This window comes from Streptomyces sp. NPDC048603, assembly GCF_043199475.1.
GTDB lineage: Bacteria > Actinomycetota > Actinomycetes > Streptomycetales > Streptomycetaceae > Streptomyces.
Map to the genome: position 1 here is coordinate 314,344 of NZ_JBICVY010000011.1, position 18,629 is coordinate 332,972.

General features: G+C 75.4%; 11 protein-coding genes. 10 read left to right on the forward strand and 1 reads right to left on the reverse strand.

What is annotated here, in order from left to right:
• Positions 1 to 356: 356 nt before the first annotated feature.
• Positions 357 to 3,446 (forward strand): beta-N-acetylglucosaminidase domain-containing protein, encoded by a 3,090-nt coding sequence (locus ACGFQ9_RS27930; RefSeq protein ID WP_393577576.1) that lies wholly within the window; start codon positions 357 to 359, stop codon positions 3,444 to 3,446.
• Between the two features lie 592 nt (positions 3,447 to 4,038).
• Here the strand turns inward: ACGFQ9_RS27930 and ACGFQ9_RS27935 are convergent.
• Positions 4,039 to 4,587 carry an HNH endonuclease gene (locus ACGFQ9_RS27935; protein ID WP_393577513.1) on the reverse strand — a complete coding sequence of 183 codons (549 nt, stop codon included), beginning with the start codon at positions 4,585 to 4,587 and terminating at the stop codon, positions 4,039 to 4,041.
• Positions 4,588 to 4,849: 262 nt separating this feature from the next.
• Between ACGFQ9_RS27935 and ACGFQ9_RS27940 the strand changes: the two genes are divergently transcribed.
• The 9 genes from ACGFQ9_RS27940 to ACGFQ9_RS27980 all read left to right on the forward strand — a co-directional run bounded on the left by ACGFQ9_RS27940 (position 4,850) and on the right by ACGFQ9_RS27980 (position 18,619).
• Positions 4,850 to 5,947: a mechanosensitive ion channel family protein gene (locus tag ACGFQ9_RS27940; protein ID WP_393577515.1), complete on the forward strand. Its 1,098-nt coding sequence runs from the start codon at positions 4,850 to 4,852 to the stop codon at positions 5,945 to 5,947.
• Positions 5,948 to 6,256: 309 nt separating this feature from the next.
• Positions 6,257 to 7,555, forward strand: a complete 1,299-nt coding sequence (locus ACGFQ9_RS27945) for an ROK family protein (protein WP_393577578.1) — start codon at positions 6,257 to 6,259, stop codon at positions 7,553 to 7,555.
• Positions 7,556 to 7,605: 50 nt separating this feature from the next.
• Positions 7,606 to 8,871 (forward strand): 6-phospho-beta-glucosidase, encoded by a 1,266-nt coding sequence (locus tag ACGFQ9_RS27950; protein ID WP_393577517.1) that lies wholly within the window; start codon positions 7,606 to 7,608, stop codon positions 8,869 to 8,871.
• A 65-nt stretch (positions 8,872 to 8,936) separates the two neighbouring features.
• Complete coding sequence (locus ACGFQ9_RS27955; protein ID WP_393577579.1) at positions 8,937 to 9,974, forward strand: N-acetylglucosamine kinase; 1,038 nt, start codon at positions 8,937 to 8,939, stop codon at positions 9,972 to 9,974.
• 210 nt (positions 9,975 to 10,184) lie between these two features.
• Positions 10,185 to 11,579 carry a hypothetical protein gene (locus ACGFQ9_RS27960; protein ID WP_393577518.1) on the forward strand — a complete coding sequence of 465 codons (1,395 nt, stop codon included), beginning with the start codon at positions 10,185 to 10,187 and terminating at the stop codon, positions 11,577 to 11,579.
• A 64-nt stretch (positions 11,580 to 11,643) separates the two neighbouring features.
• Complete coding sequence (locus ACGFQ9_RS27965; RefSeq protein WP_393577581.1) at positions 11,644 to 12,663, forward strand: glutamate ABC transporter substrate-binding protein; 1,020 nt, start codon at positions 11,644 to 11,646, stop codon at positions 12,661 to 12,663.
• A 26-nt stretch (positions 12,664 to 12,689) separates the two neighbouring features.
• Positions 12,690 to 13,934 (forward strand): hypothetical protein, encoded by a 1,245-nt coding sequence (locus tag ACGFQ9_RS27970; RefSeq protein WP_393577583.1) that lies wholly within the window; start codon positions 12,690 to 12,692, stop codon positions 13,932 to 13,934.
• Positions 13,931 to 16,888 (forward strand): tetratricopeptide repeat protein, encoded by a 2,958-nt coding sequence (locus ACGFQ9_RS27975; protein ID WP_393577519.1) that lies wholly within the window; start codon positions 13,931 to 13,933, stop codon positions 16,886 to 16,888. The genes ACGFQ9_RS27970 and ACGFQ9_RS27975 overlap by 4 nt, the downstream gene beginning before the upstream one ends.
• A 3-nt stretch (positions 16,889 to 16,891) precedes the next feature.
• Entirely contained in the window at positions 16,892 to 18,619 is a 1,728-nt protein-coding gene (locus ACGFQ9_RS27980; RefSeq protein ID WP_393577521.1) for a PP2C family serine/threonine-protein phosphatase, read from the forward strand.
• Positions 18,620 to 18,629 lie beyond the last annotated feature (10 nt).

Sequence of the window (18,629 nt, forward strand, 5' to 3'; positions counted from 1 at the left end):
TCGGCGGTGAACCAGGGCTCGCTGGTCAGGGGCGCGAATCCGGCGTCCGCCGGCGGGGGTTCGCTGATGAGCGGGGCGTCGGCCTGCCAGGGCGGACGGAGGGGCGGTAATACGGTGACGGCACGTTTGGATCGCGTGCGTACGTCCATGTGAACAACTCCCGTGTGTGCGATGGGTTGCGGAACATCGCAGGTCTACCCAGTCCGCCGCCCAGACTACCCAGGCAAAACGGTCAAAGCACCCGGCCCCATTGACACTTGAGCCGCACGAATGGTGGGCTCGAGTTCATTCGTACGAGTGGGGGGGCCGACTCGGAGCGGAGAGACAGCGTGCAGCGAGGTCCCGGGCAGGGCCCGATGGGCAGGAAGCGGGCCACGGCCGTCACGGTCGCCGTACTCGGCGGCCTGCTCGGCGGGGCGAGCGCCGTCTCGCCGACGTCCTTCACCACCCCGTCGGCGCCGCCCTCCCCCGCGACCCCCGGGACGGACCCGGCCGGCGGCGCGGGCGGCGCCGGAGGCGCGGCCTCCGCGGCCGAGCGCTCCGCCGCCGCACAGGCCGCGACCCAGGGGACCGCCACACCCGGAACCGCGGCCCGGACCTCCGTGGCGCAGGGGCCCGCGGTCTGGCCGCGCCCCCAGTCGCTGACCGCCGACGCCTCCCGCGACCTCCCGCTCGGCGCCGAGGCCGTGCTGGTGCTGCCGCCCGCCGGCGCCGACCGGCACGCCGTCGACGTGATCCGCACCGCGCTGCGCGCCGCCGGAGTGCGCGGCCTGCGCGAACAGGACTCCGCCGCGCCGCTGCCGCCACACGGCATGGTCATCCGCGTCCAGGGCCCCGACGCCGAGGCGGCGCTGCGCGCGCTCGGTGCGGGCACCACCGCCGAGCTGCCCTCCGGCGGCTACCGGCTCGCGGTCGGCAGGGACTTCGGCCGGGACACCGTCGCCCTGTCCGGCACCGGCGACGACGGCCTGTTCCACGCCGCGCAGACGCTGCGCCAGCTCCTCGCCGGCACCCCCGGCAAGGTGCCCGGAGTGCTGATCCGGGACTGGCCGGCCGCCCCCGTGCGCGGCCTCACCGAGGGCTTCTACGGCGAACCGTGGACCCGTGAACAGCGCTTGGCCCAGCTGGACTTCATGGGCCGCACCAAGCAGAACCGGTACCTCCTCGCCCCCGGCAACGACGTGTTCCGGCAGGCCCGCTGGCGCGAGGACTACCCGACCGCCCAGCGGGAGGACTTCCGGGCGCTGGCCGAGCGCGCGGCGGCCAACAAGGTGCTGCTCGGCTGGGCGGTGACCCCCGGACAGTCCATGTGCCTGTCCTCCGCCGCCGACCGCAAGGCCCTGCTGCGCAAGGTCGACGCGATGTGGGAGCTCGGCTTCCGCTCGTTCCAGCTGCAGTTCCAGGACGTGAGCTACACGGAGTGGGGCTGCTCCGCGGACCGCGCCCGCTACGGCAGGGGCCCGAGGGCGGCGGCGCGGGCGCACGCGGAGGTCGCGGGCGAGCTCGCGGACGCGCTGGCCCGGCGCCACCCGGGCTCGGCCCCGCTGTCGCTGATGCCGACCGAGTACTACCAGGAGGGCGCCACCGAGTACCGCGCGGCACTCGCGGGCGAGCTGGACGAGCGGGTGGAGGTGGCCTGGACCGGCGTGGGCGTGGTGCCGCGCACCATCACCGGCAAGGAGATCTCGGGCGCCCGGGCGGCCTTCGCGCACCCCCTGGTCACCATGGACAACTACCCGGTCAACGACTGGGAGCCGGGCCGGATCTTCCTCGGCCCCTACGCCGGCCGGGAGCCGGCCGTGGCCCACGGCTCGGGGCTGCTGGCGCACGCCGCCCAGCAGGGTGCGCTGTCCCGGATCCCCCTCTTCACCGCCGCCGACTTCGCGTGGAACCCGCGCGGGTACCGGCCCGACGAGTCCTGGCGGGCGGCCGTCGCGGAACTGGCCGGGGGCGACGCGGGAGCCCGGGACGCGCTGACCGCCCTGGCCGGGAACACCTCGTCCTCGCCGCTGGGACAGGAGGAGTCGGCGTACCTGAAGCCGCTGACGGACGAGTTCTGGCAGGCCCGGGCGAACGGTGACCGGGCGGCGCTGGAGCGGGCCGCGGACCGGCTGCGCGCGGCGTTCACCGTGATGCGGACCGCCCGGGAGCGGCTGGCGGGCCCGGCGGACGGCGCCCTCCCGGCGGAGGGCGGGCCGTGGCTGGACCAGCTGGCCCGGTACGGGACGGCGGGTGAGCTGGCGGTGGACGCACTGCGGGCACAGGCGCGCGGCGACGGCGCGGCGGCCTGGCAGGCGTACCGGGCGCTGGGCACGGCGCGGGCGGCGCTGCCCGGCGGGGCGGAGGCCACGGTGGGCAAGGGCGTGCTGGACCCGTTCCTGGCGAAGGCCGTGGCGGAGGCCGACGCCTGGACCGGCGCGAGCCGTCCGGCACCGGGCCGGATCACCGCGACGGACGGCGCGTGGACGGTGCAGCTGGACCGGGAACGGCTGGTGTCCACGGTCACGGTGATGACGGACCCGCTGACCCCGGCGGTGCGCGGCGCCTCGGTGGAGGCCCACGTACCGGGCCAGGGCTGGCTCAAGCTCGGCGACGCGACGGGCTCCGGCTGGACCCAGGTGGGGGTCCCCCCGGCGGCAGCCGGTGGGACGGCCGGCCTGCGGGCGGACGCGGTCCGGCTGGTGTGGGCCGGGGAGGCCCCGGTGGTGCGCGGGGTGGTGCCGTGGTTCGCGGACGAGCCGGCGGCACGGTTCGAGCTGGCCGGGGGCGGCCGCACGGACGCGGAGATCGGCGGCGGCCCGCAGCGGATAGCCGTGGAACTGGCGCCGCTGCGACCGGGCGAGGTCCGCGGCGAACTGTCGGCGAAACCGCCGCAGGGCATCAGGGTGGCGCTGCCCGCGCAGGCGACGGTGCCCAGGGGCACCGCGGTAACGGTTCCGCTGGAGGTCAGCGTGCCGGCGGGCACCCCGGCGGGCCGGTACGAGGTACCGGTCAGCTTCGGCGGGGAGACGCGGACGCTGGTGGTGCGGGCCTTCCCGAAGACCGGGGGCCCGGACCTGGCCCGCGGGTCCAGGGCCACCTCCTCCGGCGACGAGACCCGGGACTTCCCGGCGTCCGCGGCCGTGGACGGCGACCCGGCCACCCGCTGGTCCTCACCGGCGGAGGACGGCGCCTGGTGGCAGGCGGAACTGGGCCCCGCTCCGGTACGGCTCGGCCAGGTCGTCCTGCACTGGCAGGACGCCTACCCGACGGCGTACCGGGTGCAGACCTCCTCCGACGGGGTGACCTGGCGTACGTCGGCAACGGTCGCCGGGTCACCGGGCGGCCGGGAGTCCGTCCGCCTGGACGCCCCGGACACCCGCTTCGTCCGGGTGGTCTGCGATGCGCGCGCGACGGAGTACGGCTGCTCCCTGTGGTCGGCGGAGGCGTACGCGGTGGTGGGGTAGCGGCCGCGACCGGCGTCCGGGCGGGCCGCAGCCCGTGTCCGTCCCCGAACGGCCCGCACCCGCCGTCCGGCAGGAGCGCGTAGCGATCGGTCGCGGTCTGTGCACGGCCCCAATCGGCCCGCACCCGCTGAGAAAGATGAGCGCGTAGCGATCTGGTGCGCGTGGGCCGAGCCGGCTTACGTAGATCTGATCGACTTCGGTCCCGCGTCCGCCCGGACGGGCGGCTGGCCGAGCGGCAGCCGCCGCCCGTGCCCGCCAACGCCACCGCCAAAGCAGCCTCGGTCCCTCCATGCCATCCCCCCGGGGGCCGCCCGACAGTCCTTGTCGTTCCGGGACGGACGTCGGGGTCAAGGGTGGCCCGAAGGGCCATCGCCGGAGGCGACGCGACAACGTCGCGCCCTTGACGCCGACGGCCGGCACGGAAAGACACTGGGACTGACGGGCAGCCCCCGGGCACCCCCCAGACGCCGACCAGGCGTGTCCGCCCTCCATCGCCCCGCCCCGCCGGCCGTCGGCCTCACGCGCAGCCCCGCCGCTTCCCCGCCCCTTAGCCGCCCCCGCCCCCGCCCCCGCCCCCGCCCCCGCCCCCGCCTCACGAAGCCGGGGCCGCCGCCGTCACCCCGATGCGTTCCAGTGCGTCCTGGGCTCCGTACGGCTGGAGGTACGGCATCCAGCGGGGGTCCCGGTGGCCCGTGCCGATGATCCGCCAGGCCAGTCCCGACGGCGGGGCCGGCTGGTGGCGCAGGCGCCAGCCGAGGTCGACCAGGTGGCGGTCGGCCTTGACGTGGTTGCATCGGCGGCACGCGGCGACCACGTTGTCCCACACGTGCTGCCCGCCCCGGCTGCGCGGGATGACGTGGTCGACGCTGGTGGCGACGCCGCCGCAGTACATGCAGCGGCCGCCGTCCCGGGCGAACAGCGCGCGCCGGGTGAGTGGAACGGGCCCCCGGTAGGGGACCCGTACGAAACGCTTGAGTCTGACCACGCTGGGAGCGGGGACGACCCGTGACGCGCTGTGCATGAAGGCGCCGGATTCTTCCAGGGAGACGGCCTTGTTCTCCAGGACGAGGACGAGCGCGCGGCGGAGCGGTACGACGCCGAGGGGCTCGTACGACGCGTTGAGGACCAGGACGTGTGGCACGCGGATGCCTCCTTGTACGCCGGCGGCGCGTGGCTCGCGCCGGGACGATCTGCTCTCAGTCTCTCCTCACTGCTGGTCGAAGCGCCACCACGCTCCCGTAACGGGTCGGGGGTGTTTTCAACCACACCGGAATCCTCCCCAGGTGAGCCTTGTCTCTCCCTCGAACGGTTCCGGCGGAGTGGATCTCCAGCCCCGTTAGTGTGGAAGGCCTGCCCGTACACCCCTGTTCCACGGGCAGTCGCTACACCTGGAGGTACCCGCCGTGCCCTGGCCGCCCACCCTGCTGCCGCTCGCGACCGAGATCCCGGAAACGCCGGCCTCGGTCCTGGAGGCGCAGCAGAGCGTCAACAACGCCGCCAGTTTCATCGAGCAGAACTGGGCCACCTGGCTGAGCATCGGCCTGCGGATCCTGCTGATCGTGGTGATCGCCGCGGTGATCCGGTCGGTGGTCCGCAAGGCGCTCACCAAGCTCATAAACCGGATGAACTCCGGGGCCGAGGCGGTCGAGGGCACCGCTCTGGGCGGGCTGCTGGTCAACGCCGAACGGCGGCGCCAGCGCTCCGAGGCGATCGGCTCGGTGCTCCGGTCGGTGGCTTCCTTCCTGATCCTCGGCACGGCGGCACTGATGGTGCTGGCCGCGCTGAAGATCGACCTGGCGCCGCTGCTGGCCAGCGCCGGTGTGGCCGGTGTGGCGATCGGTTTCGGTGCGCGGAACCTGGTGACGGACTTCCTGTCCGGCGTCTTCATGATCATGGAGGACCAGTACGGCGTCGGGGACAAGATCGACGCGGGTGTGGCCTCCGGCGAGGTGATCGAGGTCGGCCTCCGGGTCACCAAGCTGCGCGGTGACAACGGCGAGATCTGGTACGTCCGCAACGGTGAGATCAAGCGCATCGGCAACCTCAGCCAGGGCTGGGCCACCGCGATGGTCGACGTCCAGGTCAAGCCGACCGAGGACCTGAAGCGGATCAAGGCGATCATCCAGCGGGTCGCCGATGGCATGGCGAAGGAGGACCCGTGGGACGAGCACCTGTGGGGCCCCATCGAGATCCTCGGCCTGGGCGAGGTCATGCTCGCCTCGATGACGGTGAACGTCTCCGCGAAGACCATGCCGGGCAAGCAGTTCGCCGTGCAGCGCGAGCTGCGCTGGCGGATCAAGGAGGCCTTCGACGAGGCGGGCATCCGCATCGTCGGCGGGCTGCCGGCCCCCGAGGACGAGGACGCCGCCCCGGCCCCGGACCCGGCCGCCAACGTGGCCCCGCCGTCGGCCCTGGCCAATCCGGCCTCGCCGCAGTCCCTGGCCGCGGCGCCGATACCGCAGCCGCAGTCGCCGCCGCCGAGCGTGCGGATGACCAAGTAGCCTTCCCGCTTCGGACATGACGCTGCCCCGCGGACCTCTCCGGTCCACGGGGCAGTGCCATGTCGCGTGTCGTTGCGCCGCTTGTACCGCTGTGTCGTTGTGTCGTTGTACCGCTGTGTGTTTGTACCGCTGTGTCGTTGTGTCGTGGTGCGTTGACAGGTGCCAGCAACCAACAGGAAACTTTCCTTACAGTTGTGGGGCAGCCCCCTGGGGACCTGCCCGGTCCGCCCGGGAAGGAGGACGACCGTGAACGGAGGGACGACCGTCAGCGGCGCCGCCACCCCCGGGACCCCCAGCCTGCTGCGCGCCATGAACGACCGCGCCGCGCTGGAGCTGCTGCTGGAGCACGGCCCCCTGTCCCGGAGCCGGATCGGCAGCCTGACCGGACTGTCCAAGCCCACCGCCTCCCAGCTGCTCGCCCGCCTGGAGACGGCCGGACTGGTCGTCGCCACCGGTACCGCGGGTGGCCGCCCCGGCCCCAGCGCGCAGCTGTACGCGCTCAACGCGCGCGCCGCGTACGTGGCCGGGCTGGACGTGACCCCGGCCCGGATCACGGCGGCGGTCGCCGATCTGGCGGGCCGGGTCGCCGGCAGCTGCGACCTGCCCACCCCGGTCCCCGGCTCCGGACCCGCCCCCGCCTCTGTGGTGGTCGGCCAGGTCACCGAGGCCCTGGACCGCGCGGCCTCGGCGGCGGGGCTGGACCGGTCCGGCATCCACCGGCTCGCCGTCGCCACCCCCGGCGCCTTCGACCCGCGCACCGGCCGGCTCCGGTACGCCGACCACCTGCCCGGCTGGCACTCCCCCACGCTGCTGGAGGAGCTCGCGGCGGCGCTGCCGATGCCCGTCGCGTACGAGAACGACGTCAACCTCGCCGCCGTCGCCGAACAGCGGCTGGGCGCCGCGCGGGGGCACCGGGACTTCGTCCTGCTCTGGAACGAGGCGGGTCTCGGTGCCGCGCTGGTGCTCGGCGGGCGGCTGCACCGCGGCTGGACCGGCGGCGCGGGCGAGGTGGGCTTCCTCCCGGTGCCGGGCCGCCCGCTGGTCCGGGGGGTGCGCGCGCTGAACTCCGGCGGCTGGCAGGAGCTGGCCGGCGTACGGGCGGTGGCCGCCCTGGCGGCCGGTCTCGGGATCGACCCTGCCGGGGCGGGAAGCGGCGCCGGGCCGGGAGACGGGTCCGGGCCGGGGCGCGGGGCCGGCGACCCGGTGGCGGTCGCCGTCGCGCTGCTCGCGCGGGCCGCCGCGCGGCCCGAGGGGCCGCACCTGGAGCTGCTCCGGCGCTACGCCACCGCGCTCGCCACCGGGCTCGCCTCCCTGGTGTCCGTACTCGACCCGGAGATCGTGGTGCTGTCCGGGGCGGTGAACGCCGCGGGCGGAGCGGTGCTCCGCGAGCTGACCGCCGCCGAACTCGCCGAACTCGCCCCCTCCTCCCCGCGCCTGATCACGGGTGAGGTCCGGGAGCGGCCGGTGCTGCGGGGCGCGCTGGAGAGCGCCCTCGCCACGACGAGGGACGAGGTGTTCGACACCTCCGGCAGCTCACCCGTCGGCAGCTCACCCGCCTCCCGCACCGCCGGACGCCCGCACCGGACCCCCGGGCGGGCGTCCACCTGAACTCCTCTTCCCCGCTCAGCCGTTCTCCCCGAGGAAAGGCCGGACCAAGGATGAAACTCGCAGTGGTGGGCGGCGGTTCCACCTACACCCCCGAACTGATCGACGGGTTCGCCCGGCTGCGGGACGCGCTGCCGGTCGGCGAGCTCGTCCTCGTAGACCCGGACGCCGGGCGCCTGGAGCTCGTGGGCGGGCTGGCCCGGCGGATCCTCGCCCGGCAGGGCCATCCCGCGACCGTCACCACCACCTCCGACCTCGACGCGGGGGTCGCGGACGCCGACGCCGTGCTGCTCCAGCTCCGGGTGGGCGGGCAGGCGGCCCGGCAGCAGGACGAGACCTGGCCGCTGGAGTGCGGCTGCTTGGGACAGGAGACCACCGGCGCGGGCGGGCTGGCCAAGGCGCTGCGCACGGTGCCGGTGGTGCTGGACATCGCCGAGAGGGTCCGCCGGACCAACCCGGACGCGTGGATCATCGACTTCACCAATCCGGTCGGGATCGTCACCCGGGCGCTGCTGAAGGCCGGTCACAAGGCGGTCGGGCTGTGCAACGTGGCCATCGGCCTGCAGCGGAAGTTCGCGGCCCTGCTCGGCCTGCCGCCCGGCCGGATCCACCTCGACCACGTCGGCCTCAACCACCTCACCTGGGAGTTCGGCGTCCGGGAGGGCGGCCCGGACGGCCCGGACCTGCTGCCGGACCTGCTCGCCGGACACGGGGACGCGGTCGCCGCCGACCTGCGGCTGCCCCGCGCGGTGCTGGACCGGCTCGGCGTGGTGCCCTCGTACTACCTGCGGTACTTCTACGCGCACGACGAGGTGGTCCGCGAGCTGGGCGGGAAGCCTTCGCGGGCCGCCGAGGTCGCCGCGATGGAGCGGGAGCTGCTGGGGATGTACGGGGACCCGGCCCTGGACCGGAAGCCGGAACTGCTCGCCAGGCGCGGCGGGGCGTTCTACTCGGAGGCGGCCGTGGACCTGGCGGCTGCCCTGCTGGGCGACGGCGGCTCCCCCGTCCAGGTGGTCAACACCCTCAACAACGGCACCCTTCCGTTCCTGCCGGACGACGCGGTCGTCGAGGTGCAGGCACGCGTGGGCCGGGCCGGGCCGGTTCCGCTGGCCGTGCCGCGGCTGGACCCGCTGTACGCCGGCCTGGTGGCGGGCGTGAGCGCGTACGAGGACCTGGCGCTGGAGGCGGCGCTGCGGGGCGGGCGGGAGCGGGTGTTCCGGGCGCTGCTGGCGCACCCGCTGGTGGGGCAGTTCGACTTGGCCGAGCAGCTCACCGACCGGCTTCTCGCACACAACAAGGAGCACCTGGCGTGGATCTGAAGCGACCCGCCGCACCCGCCCGGCCCGCCGTCTTCGGCCAACCCCCCGTCCTCGGCGGGCCCGCCGTGCCCGGCCGGCCCGCCGTCCTCGCCGTCGACGCGGGGAACACCAAGACCGACGCGGCTCTGATCGGCACGGACGGAACGGTGCTCGGCACCGGACGGTCGGGCGGCTTCAACCCGCACCGGCGCGGGACCGAGGCGGCCGTGGACGTGCTGGCCGAGGCGGTCGCGCAAGCGGTCACGGCGGCGCGCACCGCGGCCGGAGTCCGGGGACCGCAGGACCGGTCCGGCACCGACGGCCCGCCGTACGCGGGGCACGTGTCGGCCTGTCTGGCCCACGCGGACCTGCCGGTGGAGGAGGCCGCCCTGGAGGAAGCGCTGCGGCGGCGCGGCTGGGGCGTCACCACCACCGTCCGCAACGACACCTTCGCGGTGCTGCGGGCCGGGCTCCCGCAGGGCGCGCCGCCGCGCGGGGTGGGCCTGGTCTGCGGTGCCGGCATCAACTGCGCGGGGATGCTGCCGGACGGGCGGACGGCGCGGTTCGCGTCGCTCGGCGCGCTCTCCGGCGACTGGGGCGGCGGGGCCGGACTGGCGGGCGAGGCCCTGTGGTTCGCCGCCCGCGCCGAGGACGGCCGGGGCGAGCCGACCGCGCTCGCCGAGCTGCTGCCCGCGCACTTCGGCCGCGCCTCGATGGCCGGGCTGATCGAGGCGCTGCACCTGGGCGAGGTCCCGCTCGCCCGGAAGCACGAGCTGGTGCCGGTGCTGTTCGCGGCCGCGGCGGCCGGGGACCGGGTGGCGCTCTCGCTGGTGCACCGGCAGGCGGACGAGATCGTGTCGATGGCCGTGGTCGCGCTGGGCCGGCTGGACCTGCTGGACGAGGAGGTCCCGGTGGTGCTGGGCGGCAGTGTGGTGGCCGCCCGGCATCCGCAGCTGAACGACCGGATCGCCGCGGGCCTCGCCGAGCGGGCCCCGCGCGCCCGGCTCTCGGTGGTGACGGCCCCGCCGGTACTGGGCGCGGCCCTGCTGGGCCTGGACTCGGAGGGCTCGCCGCCGGCGGCGTACACGAGGCTCCGCGGGCACTTTCCGGGCGCGGGGGGCTGAAGCGGCGCGTACCGGACGGAGCGGGAACCGACCCGCCCGTAGGGGCGTATTGACGGGGAAGGAGAGTCGGGACGGATCCTCCAAGATCCGGCAACGAATGCTGTGGAAGGGCGTCCGTACGGCCATACTGCTGCGACGACAGACGACGTGCGACAGACGACGTGCGACAGGTGACAGGCGACAGCAGTCCTGCGACCAGGGGGAGGTCAGGTGGCCACCATCAGCAGCGCTCCCGCGCCGGCCGGCGGCCCCGCCGTGCCCCCGCCGCGGCGGGGTGCCGCGTGGGCGGAGGACGCGGCCCGGCTGCGGGCCGCCGCGACCACCGAGCCCGGCCGGCTGCGCATCATCGGGGCCGCACTGGCCCTGCTCGTGGTGGTGTTCGGCGCGGTGACCTCCTGGCAGATCGCCGACCGGTCGGCCGCCGCGGACGACGTGGTGCACCGCAGCCAGCCGCTGAGCGCGGACGCGGCGAGCATCTACCGGTCGCTGGCGGACGCCGACACCACCTCCGCCGGCGGCTTCCTCGCGGGCGCCCAGGAGCCCCGGGCCGTCCGCGAGCGGTACGAGAAGGACATCGCGAACGCCTCCCGGCTGCTGGTGCAGGCGGCCGCCACCACCGGCGGCAGCGAGGAGTCCCGGCGCGAGATCGCCCTGCTCGGCGAGCAGCTGCCGCGCTACACCGGGCTGATCGAGCAGGCCCGTGCCACCAACCGGCAGGGACTGCCGCTCGGCGGCGCCTATCTGCGGTACGCCAACGAGCAGATGAGCACCCAGCTGCTGCCCGCGGCGCAGCGGCTGTACGAGGCGGAGACCCGCCGGCTGTACGCGGACCACGACGCGGCCCGGTCCTGGCCGCTGGCCTCGCTGGGGGCCGGCGTGCTGGCGCTGGCCGTCCTGGGGTGGGCACAGCGCCGCAACTACCGGCGCACCAACCGGGTCTTCAACCACGGTCTGCTGGCCGCGACCGCCGCGTCCACGGTGGTGCTGCTGTGGCTGTCGGTGGGGCACACCCTGGCCCGGTCCGGGCTGGACGAGGCGCGGACGCACGGCCAGGAGTCGCTGAAGGTGCTGAACGATGCCCGGATCGCCTCGCTGCAGGCGCGGGCGAACGAGAACCTGACCCTGATCTCCCGCGGCGCGGTGCTCGCCGAGGACAAGAAGTCCGACAAGTACGACGTGGACCACGCGCGGAACATGAAGGTCCTGGACGCACGGCTGACGGCGGCCCTGCGGCTGGCCGACGACGCGGAGGGCCGCGCCCCGGTGGAGCGCGCCGCGCAGGGCGCGGCGCTGTGGGCACAGCGGCACTCCGCGGCCCGCGCCTCGGACGTGAAGGGCGACTACGAGCTGGCGCTGGCCCAGGTCATCGGGGGCACGGACAAGAACGGCACCAGCTGGGACAAGACGAGCAGCGGGTCCTCCTTCGACACCGTGGACGCCTCGCTCGCCGAGGCGGTGGCGCACGAGCAGCGGGAGTTCACCGAGGCGGCCCGGAGCGGCCGGGCCGCGCTGGGCGGGCTGGTGACCGGCGCGGCGGCGCTGGCCGCGGTGGCCGCGGCGGCGGCCCTGCTCGGCATCGGGCGCAGGCTTTCGGAGTACAGGTGAGATGCGGATGCGCGTGAGGCGGTACGGGAGCGAGGACGCCGGGGGCCACGGCCAGGACCCGGCCATGACCCGCCGGACACTCCCCGAGGCAGCCGGCCTGCGGAGCCGGCTGCGCGGCTGGGGCGGGGTGACCGCGATGGCGGGAGCCTGCGCGGTGACGGCCGTGGCGGTGCTGCTGCCGCTGGCCTCCGGCACCGCCGGGCGGACGGCCGCGGCGGACCTGGCCTCCGGGCGGGCGGGCGGCACCCCGGCCGTGGCGCCGGCCCTGCCCGGCGCGGACACCTGCAAGGACCCGGAGGCCAGCCTGCGCCCCGACGGCCTGGACGGCCCGGCCATCGCGCGGATCAAGGCGGCGAAGAAGCTGGTCGCGGGCGTGGACCAGAACAGCTTCAACTGGGGCTACCGGGATCCGGCGACCGGGGTGCTGACCGGCTTCGACATCGACCTGGTCCGGGCGATCGCGGCCGACGTCCTCGGCGACCCGGACGCGGTGATCTACCGGGCCATCCCGACCAGCGAGCGCATCCCCGCGCTGAAGGAGGGCCGCGTCGACATCGTCGTACGAACCATGACCATCAACTGCAAGCGGCTGGAGGAGGTCGCCTTCTCCACCGCGTACTTCGAGGCCGGTCAGCAGGTGCTGGCACCGCGGAAGTCGGGCATCACCGGCTACGACGCCTCGCTGGGGGGCAAGCGGATCTGCACCGCCGCCGGGTCCACCGGGGAGGCGGCGCTGAAGAACGAGTCCTTCGGCTCGCGCACGGTGACCGTGCCCAACCAGCTGGACTGCCTGGTGCGCCTCCAGCTCGGGGAGGTGGACGGCATCGTCACGGACAACGCCCTCGCCGCCGGGCAGGCCGCGCAGGACCCGTCGGTGGAGCTGGTCGGCACCCCGTTCACCCGGGAGTTCTACGGGGTGGCGATGAACAAGGGGTCCACCGACCTGGTGCGCCGGGTCAACAAGGTGCTGGAGAACTACCGGGCGGGGGGCAGCGGGAGCGCCTGGGCCGCGTCGTACGAGCGTCACCTGCGGGCCGACCTGCGCGGTACCGGCGTACCGCCGGCTCCCAAGTACCGCGACTGAGCCGCATGACGGGAACGGAGGCAGTGATGGACCGGGACGAGGTCGACCGTGCGCTGGCCCGGCTGGGCGCCGAGCACGAGGCCGTGGAGACCTCGCTGCTGGCGCTCCAGGACCACGCCGGACGGCGGCTGCTGGAGGGCGCCGAGCTGACCGGGCTGACCAAGGAACGCTGGGCGGCGGCGGACACGGCGATCACCCGCCTGTGGAAGTACTTCGACGCCTACAGCGGGGCCCTGGGCGCCGCCCGGGAGCTGCGGGAGCGGCGGCGCTGGCCCGGCCGCGAGGAGCTGGCCGAGCTCACCGAGCGGCTGCGCGGACCCGGCGTGCTGATCGCGGGCGCCGCGGCGGACGGCGAGCGGCTCACCGAGCGGCTGTCGCTGGCCGAGCTGGTGGCCCGGATGAACGAGCTGTACGCGAGCTCTCTGGACGTGGTGGTCGCGGCCGACGCGGTGTGGTCGGCGCTGCCCGCCCGGATCGACCTGCTCGCCGCCGAGCTGCGCCGCACCCGCTCGCTGGCGCACTCGGTGGGCGTGCGGCCCGGTGAGCACCCGTCGGGCGACGACCTGGAGGAGATCACCGCGGAGCTGACCGCGCTGCGGGCGGAGGTCATCGCGGACCCGCTGGCGTTCTGGGCGTCCGCGCCGGGCAGTTCGGCACCGGGCGGCGGCCGCCCGGACACCGGGCGGTACGACCGGGCGGCCCTCGCCCTGGAGGACGTACGCCGGGAGGTGGAGGCCGTGCTGGACGTACGGCAGGACGCCGAGCAGCGGCTGATCAGCCTGCGCGACGTGCTGTCGCGGGCGGACCGTACGCTGGCGGAGGCGCGCACGGCGCGCGGCGAGGTGCTGGCGAAGATCGCGGCCTCGGAGGTGCCGGCGGTGAGCGGCCCGCCGACCGCGCTGCAGGAGCAGCTGGCGGCGGCGGCCGAGTACCGCCGGAACGCGCAGTGGCACCGGCTGTCCCCGCTGCTGGAGTCCCTGGAGGACCGGGCCGAGGACGAACTGCGCCGCGCCCGGGAGTCGTTGACGGCGGTGACCGCGCCGCTCGCGGTGCGGGCGGAGCTGCGCGGGCGGCTGGACGCGTACCGGGCGAAGATGGCCCGGCACGGCATGGCGGAGGATCCGGTGCTGACGGAACGCTACGACGCGGCGCGGCGGATGCTGTGGAGCGCGCCCTGCGACCTGCGGGCCGCCGAGCAGGCGGTGCTGCGCTACCAGCAGGCGGCGGCGGAGGCACTGGCACCCGCCCGCAGAGAGGACGGAGACGCATGAGCGGCCTGGCCGGAACCCCGTGCCGGCGCCCCGACTGCACCGGGGCGTACGAGGACATGGGCGGCGGGGAGCTGTACTGCGACACCTGCGGGATCGCGCCGGACGCGGCGGCGTCCGAACTGGTGTCGGCGCCGACCGGGATGACGAGCGCGGCGCGCGGGTCGTCCTCGGTCCCGTCGTCCCCGTCGGCACGCGCGTCGGACCCCTCGTCCCCCTCGTCCCGCTCCTCGCGCTCCTCTTCTCGTTCCTCGTCCCGTTCCTCGCGTTCCGCCTCGTCCCGGCGGTCGGTCTCGGGGCGGCTGTCGCGCTCGCTGAGCGGGACGGCCTCCGCCCGCTCTTCCTCGGTGTCGGTGTCGGTGCGGAGTTCGGGCTCCCGGTCGGCCTCCTCCGGGCGGAACCGGCTGGGTGCCGGGCTGGTGACCGTGCCGGAGGTGCCCCGGCCCGATCCCTCGACGGCCGTGCTGGCGAACCCGGAGGTGCCCGAGCGCAAGCGGTTCTGCTCGCGCTCGGACTGCGGGGCGCCGGTGGGACGGGCACGCGGTGACCGGCCCGGCCGGACCGAGGGCTTCTGCACCAAGTGCGGGCACCCGTACTCGTTCGTGCCCAAGCTGCGGGCGGGCGACGTGGTGCGCGGCCAGTACGAGGTGGCCGGCTGCCTGGCGCACGGCGGCCTGGGCTGGGTCTACCTGGCCGTGGACCGGGCCGTGTCGGACCGCTGGGTGGTCCTCAAGGGCCTGCTGGACACCGGTGACCAGGACGCGATGGCGGCGGCCATATCGGAGCGCCGGTTCCTCGCCGAGATCGAGCACTCCAACATCGTCCGCATCTACAACTTCGTGGAGCACCTGGACCAGCGGACAGGCTCGCTCGACGGCTACATCGTGATGGAGTACGTCGGCGGGAAGTCACTGAAGGAGATCGCCAACGGGCGGCGGCGGCCGGACGGCCGGCGCGACCCACTGCCGGTGGAACAGGCCTGCGCGTACGGCATCGAGGCCCTGGAGGCGCTCGGCCACCTGCACAGCCGCAACCTCCTCTACTGCGACTTCAAGGTCGACAACGCCATCCAGCAGCGTGACCAGCTCAAGCTGATCGACATGGGCGCGGTCCGGCGGATGGACGACACCGAGTCGGCCATATACGGCACGGTCGGGTACCAGGCGCCGGAGGTCGCGGAGGCCGGCCCGTCGGTGGCCTCCGACCTGTACACGGTGGCGCGCACGCTGGCCGTGCTCACCTTCGACTTCCAGGGCTACACGAACGTGTTCGTGGACTCGCTGCCGGATCCCGAGCACATCGAGGTGTTCCGCCGGTACGAGTCCTTCTACCGGCTGCTGGTCCGGGCGACGGACCCCGACCCGGACCGCCGGTTCGCCTCGGCACAGGAGATGGCGGACCAGCTGACGGGCGTGCTCCGGGAGGTCGTCGCGCTGCAGAGCGGCCGCCCGCGCCCGCACCTGTCCTCCCTCTTCGGCCCGGAACCGCGGGTCCCGGACACCCGCCTCTTCACCGACGACCCGTCCTACGAGGTCTCCCGCCTCGGCCTCCGGCAGCCCGCCCCCCGTGGCGGCCTGCCGTCCCTCCGCCGTCCCCGCCCCGGCACCGCGGCACCCACCCCCGGTGTGGGCAGGCATCCCGTACCCACCCCCGGTGCGTCCGCCCCCGGTGTGGGCAGGCTTCCGGTACCCACCCCCGGTGTGTCCGCCTCCGGTGTGGGCAGGCGTCCCGCAGGGCGATGGGGGTCCCCCCTGCTCGAGCGAAGCCGAGAGCTTGGGGGAGGGTGGGCACACCGGGACCCCGCTCAGCACCCGTACCCCGCTCAGCACCCGTACCCCGCCCAGCCCGGATCTACCGGCGCCGGGCCCGTGCACGGCCTCGGCACCACCGCCACGCACGTGGCCGGCACGCCCGCGGCAACCACGGCCGCGACCACCGTGCCCGGCCCCCGCCAGCCCGAAGCAGCCGTCCCGCAGGCCACTGCCGAGCACGAGCACGGCTCCGCCCCCGCCGGGCCCACCAGCCCCGCCTCACTCGCCCCGCCCGACCCCCAACACACCGCCCTGGCCCTGCCCGTACCCCTCGTCGACACCACCGACCCCAACGCCGGCTTCCTCGCCGGCCTGCTCGCCTCCGCCCCCGCCGACCTGCTCGGCGCCCTCGCCGCCGCCCCCGCCGACTCCGCCGAGCTGCGGCTGCGGGAGCTCCGAGCACGGCTGGAGCTGGGCGAACCGGACGTGGCCGGCCGGGCACTGGACGCGCTGGAGGCCCTGCATCCCGACGACTGGCGGGTGGTCTGGGCCCGCGGCATCGTCTCGCTCGCCACCGGCGACGACGAGACCGCCGCGCTGTCCTTCGACGCGGTCTACGACGCCTTCCCGGGCGAGCCCGCGCCCAAGCTCGCGCTGGGCCTGTGCGCGGAGATCCTGGGCCAGCTGGACAACGCCGCCGAGTACTACCGCCTGGTCTGGATCACCGACCCCGGTTTCGTCAGCGCCGCGTTCGGCCTGGCCCGGGTCCAGCTGGCCACCGGCGACCGGCCCGGAGCGGTGGCGACGCTGGAGTCCGTACCGGAGTCGTCCATCCACTACACCGCCGCGCGGGTCGCCGCCGTACGGGCACGTCTGCGCGAACGGTCCCCGCAGGAGCCGCTGCTGGCCGACCTCAGGGCCGCAGCGGGGCAGGTGGAGGCGCTGCGGCGGTTCGGTCTCGGCCCCGAACTGCACGAGCAGCTGGCGGCCGAAGTTCTGGGCTCGGCCCTGGACTGGGTACTGTCGGGTAGCCGGGGTGCCGACCCCGGCCGGACCTCGCTGCTCGGCAGTCAACTCGACGAGCGGGGGCTGCGCTTCGGCCTGGAACGCTCGTACCGCGTGCTGGCCAGGCTGGCCCAGCGGGGTGAGGAGCGGATCGAACTGGTGGAACGGGCAAACCGTTTCCGTCCCCGGACGTGGGTGTGAGTGATGGAGCGGATGCATCAGCCGTCGGGTTGCCCCAGCTGCACGGAGCCGCTGGAAAAGGGTGACCGTTTCTGCGGTGTCTGCGGATACGACCTGTCCGCCCCGGCGCCGGCCCCGGACGATCGTCCGACGCTCGCCGTGACCCCGCCGCCCGCCGCGGCGGGCCGTGGCGCGGCCGGGCCGGGCGCCGGTCCTGACGGGGCGTACGGCGCGGACGGGGCTGTTCCCGCGCCCGCGCCCGGCTGGGGCAGCGTGTCCGGCGCCGCGCCGACCCTCGTCGACGACGCGGCCGCCTGGACGCCCGCGCCCGCGCCGGCCGGCGCGCCGCACCCCGACTACGGACCCGTGCGGCACGACGGCGTACCGCAGCAGGGCCCGTACGGCGCCACCTCCCACGGCACCGGCTCGGGCGCGCCGCAGGGCCCGTACGGCGGCCCCGCCGGGCCCGGCACCGAGCACCGGCCGACCCGTCACGACGGACCGCCGCAGGACCCGTACGGCGCCGCCGCGGGGCACCCCGGCGGCCCGGAAGGCCCCGGGGAGCCGTACGCCGCCGCCCCCGGCGGTGGCGGCGCCTTCGGCGCGCCGGACGCGGGCCGCCCGGCGGAGTCACACCACCCCTACGGCGAGACGCCGGCCGGCGACCCGCGCCCGTACGGCGGTTCCGCCGGACCGCAGGACCCCTACGGCAGCCCGCAGGGCGAGGCGGCCGGCGCCGAGCCCGCCGCCGCCCCCGCCGCCCCCGCCGCCCCCGGCGAAGGAGCCGGCCCGGGCGCCGGAAGCGGCAACGGCAACGGCAACGGCAACGGCAACGGCAAGACCTGCATCGCCTGCCGGGCCGGACACGTGGACACCGACGGCTACTGCGAGAACTGCGGCCACGCCCAGCCCCGCGAGCGGGACCACATCGAGGAGGAGCTCGGCAGCGTCGCCGCCGTCAGCGACCGCGGCCTGCGCCACCACCGCAACGAGGACTCCTTCGCGGTGTCCGCGACCGCGCTCCCCGACGGCTCCGCCGCCACCGTCGCCATCGTCTGCGACGGGGTCTCCTCCGCCAGCCGCCCCGACGACGCCTCCGCCGCCGCGGCCGCCGCCGCCAACGAGACCCTCCTGGACGCCCTGCCGCGCGGTACGCACCCGCAGGAGGCCATGCACACCGCGATCCTCGCGGCGGCCCAGGCGGTCAACTCCCTCGCCCCGGAGGTGCCGGGCGCGCAGAACGCGCCGGCCTGCACCCTGGTCGGCGCCGTGATCAGCGGCGGACTGCTCACCATCGGCTGGGTCGGCGACAGCCGCGCCTACTGGGTTCCGGACGACCGTGCCGCGCTCCCGCACCGGCTCACCGAGGACGACTCCTGGGCCGCCCAGATGGTCGCGGCCGGACTGATGGGCGAGGCCGAGGCGTACGCCGACGTCCGCGCGCACGCCATCACCGGCTGGCTGGGCGCCGATGCGTACGAACTGGAGCCGCACACCAAGACCTTCCGGCCGGACCACCCGGGTGTGGTCGTCGTCTGCACCGACGGGCTGTGGAACTACGCCGAGTCCGCCGGCGAGATGGCCTCCGTGCTGCCCGCCGACGCCGCGGCGCGCCCGCTGCACAGTGCCCAGGTGCTCGTCGGGCACGCCCTGGACGGCGGCGGCCACGACAACGTGACCGTGGCCGTGGTGCCGTTCGCGCTGCCCCGCTCCCCGGAGTCCGCTCCGGTCGCCGCCGCCCCGCAGGCCTGATCCTCAAGGA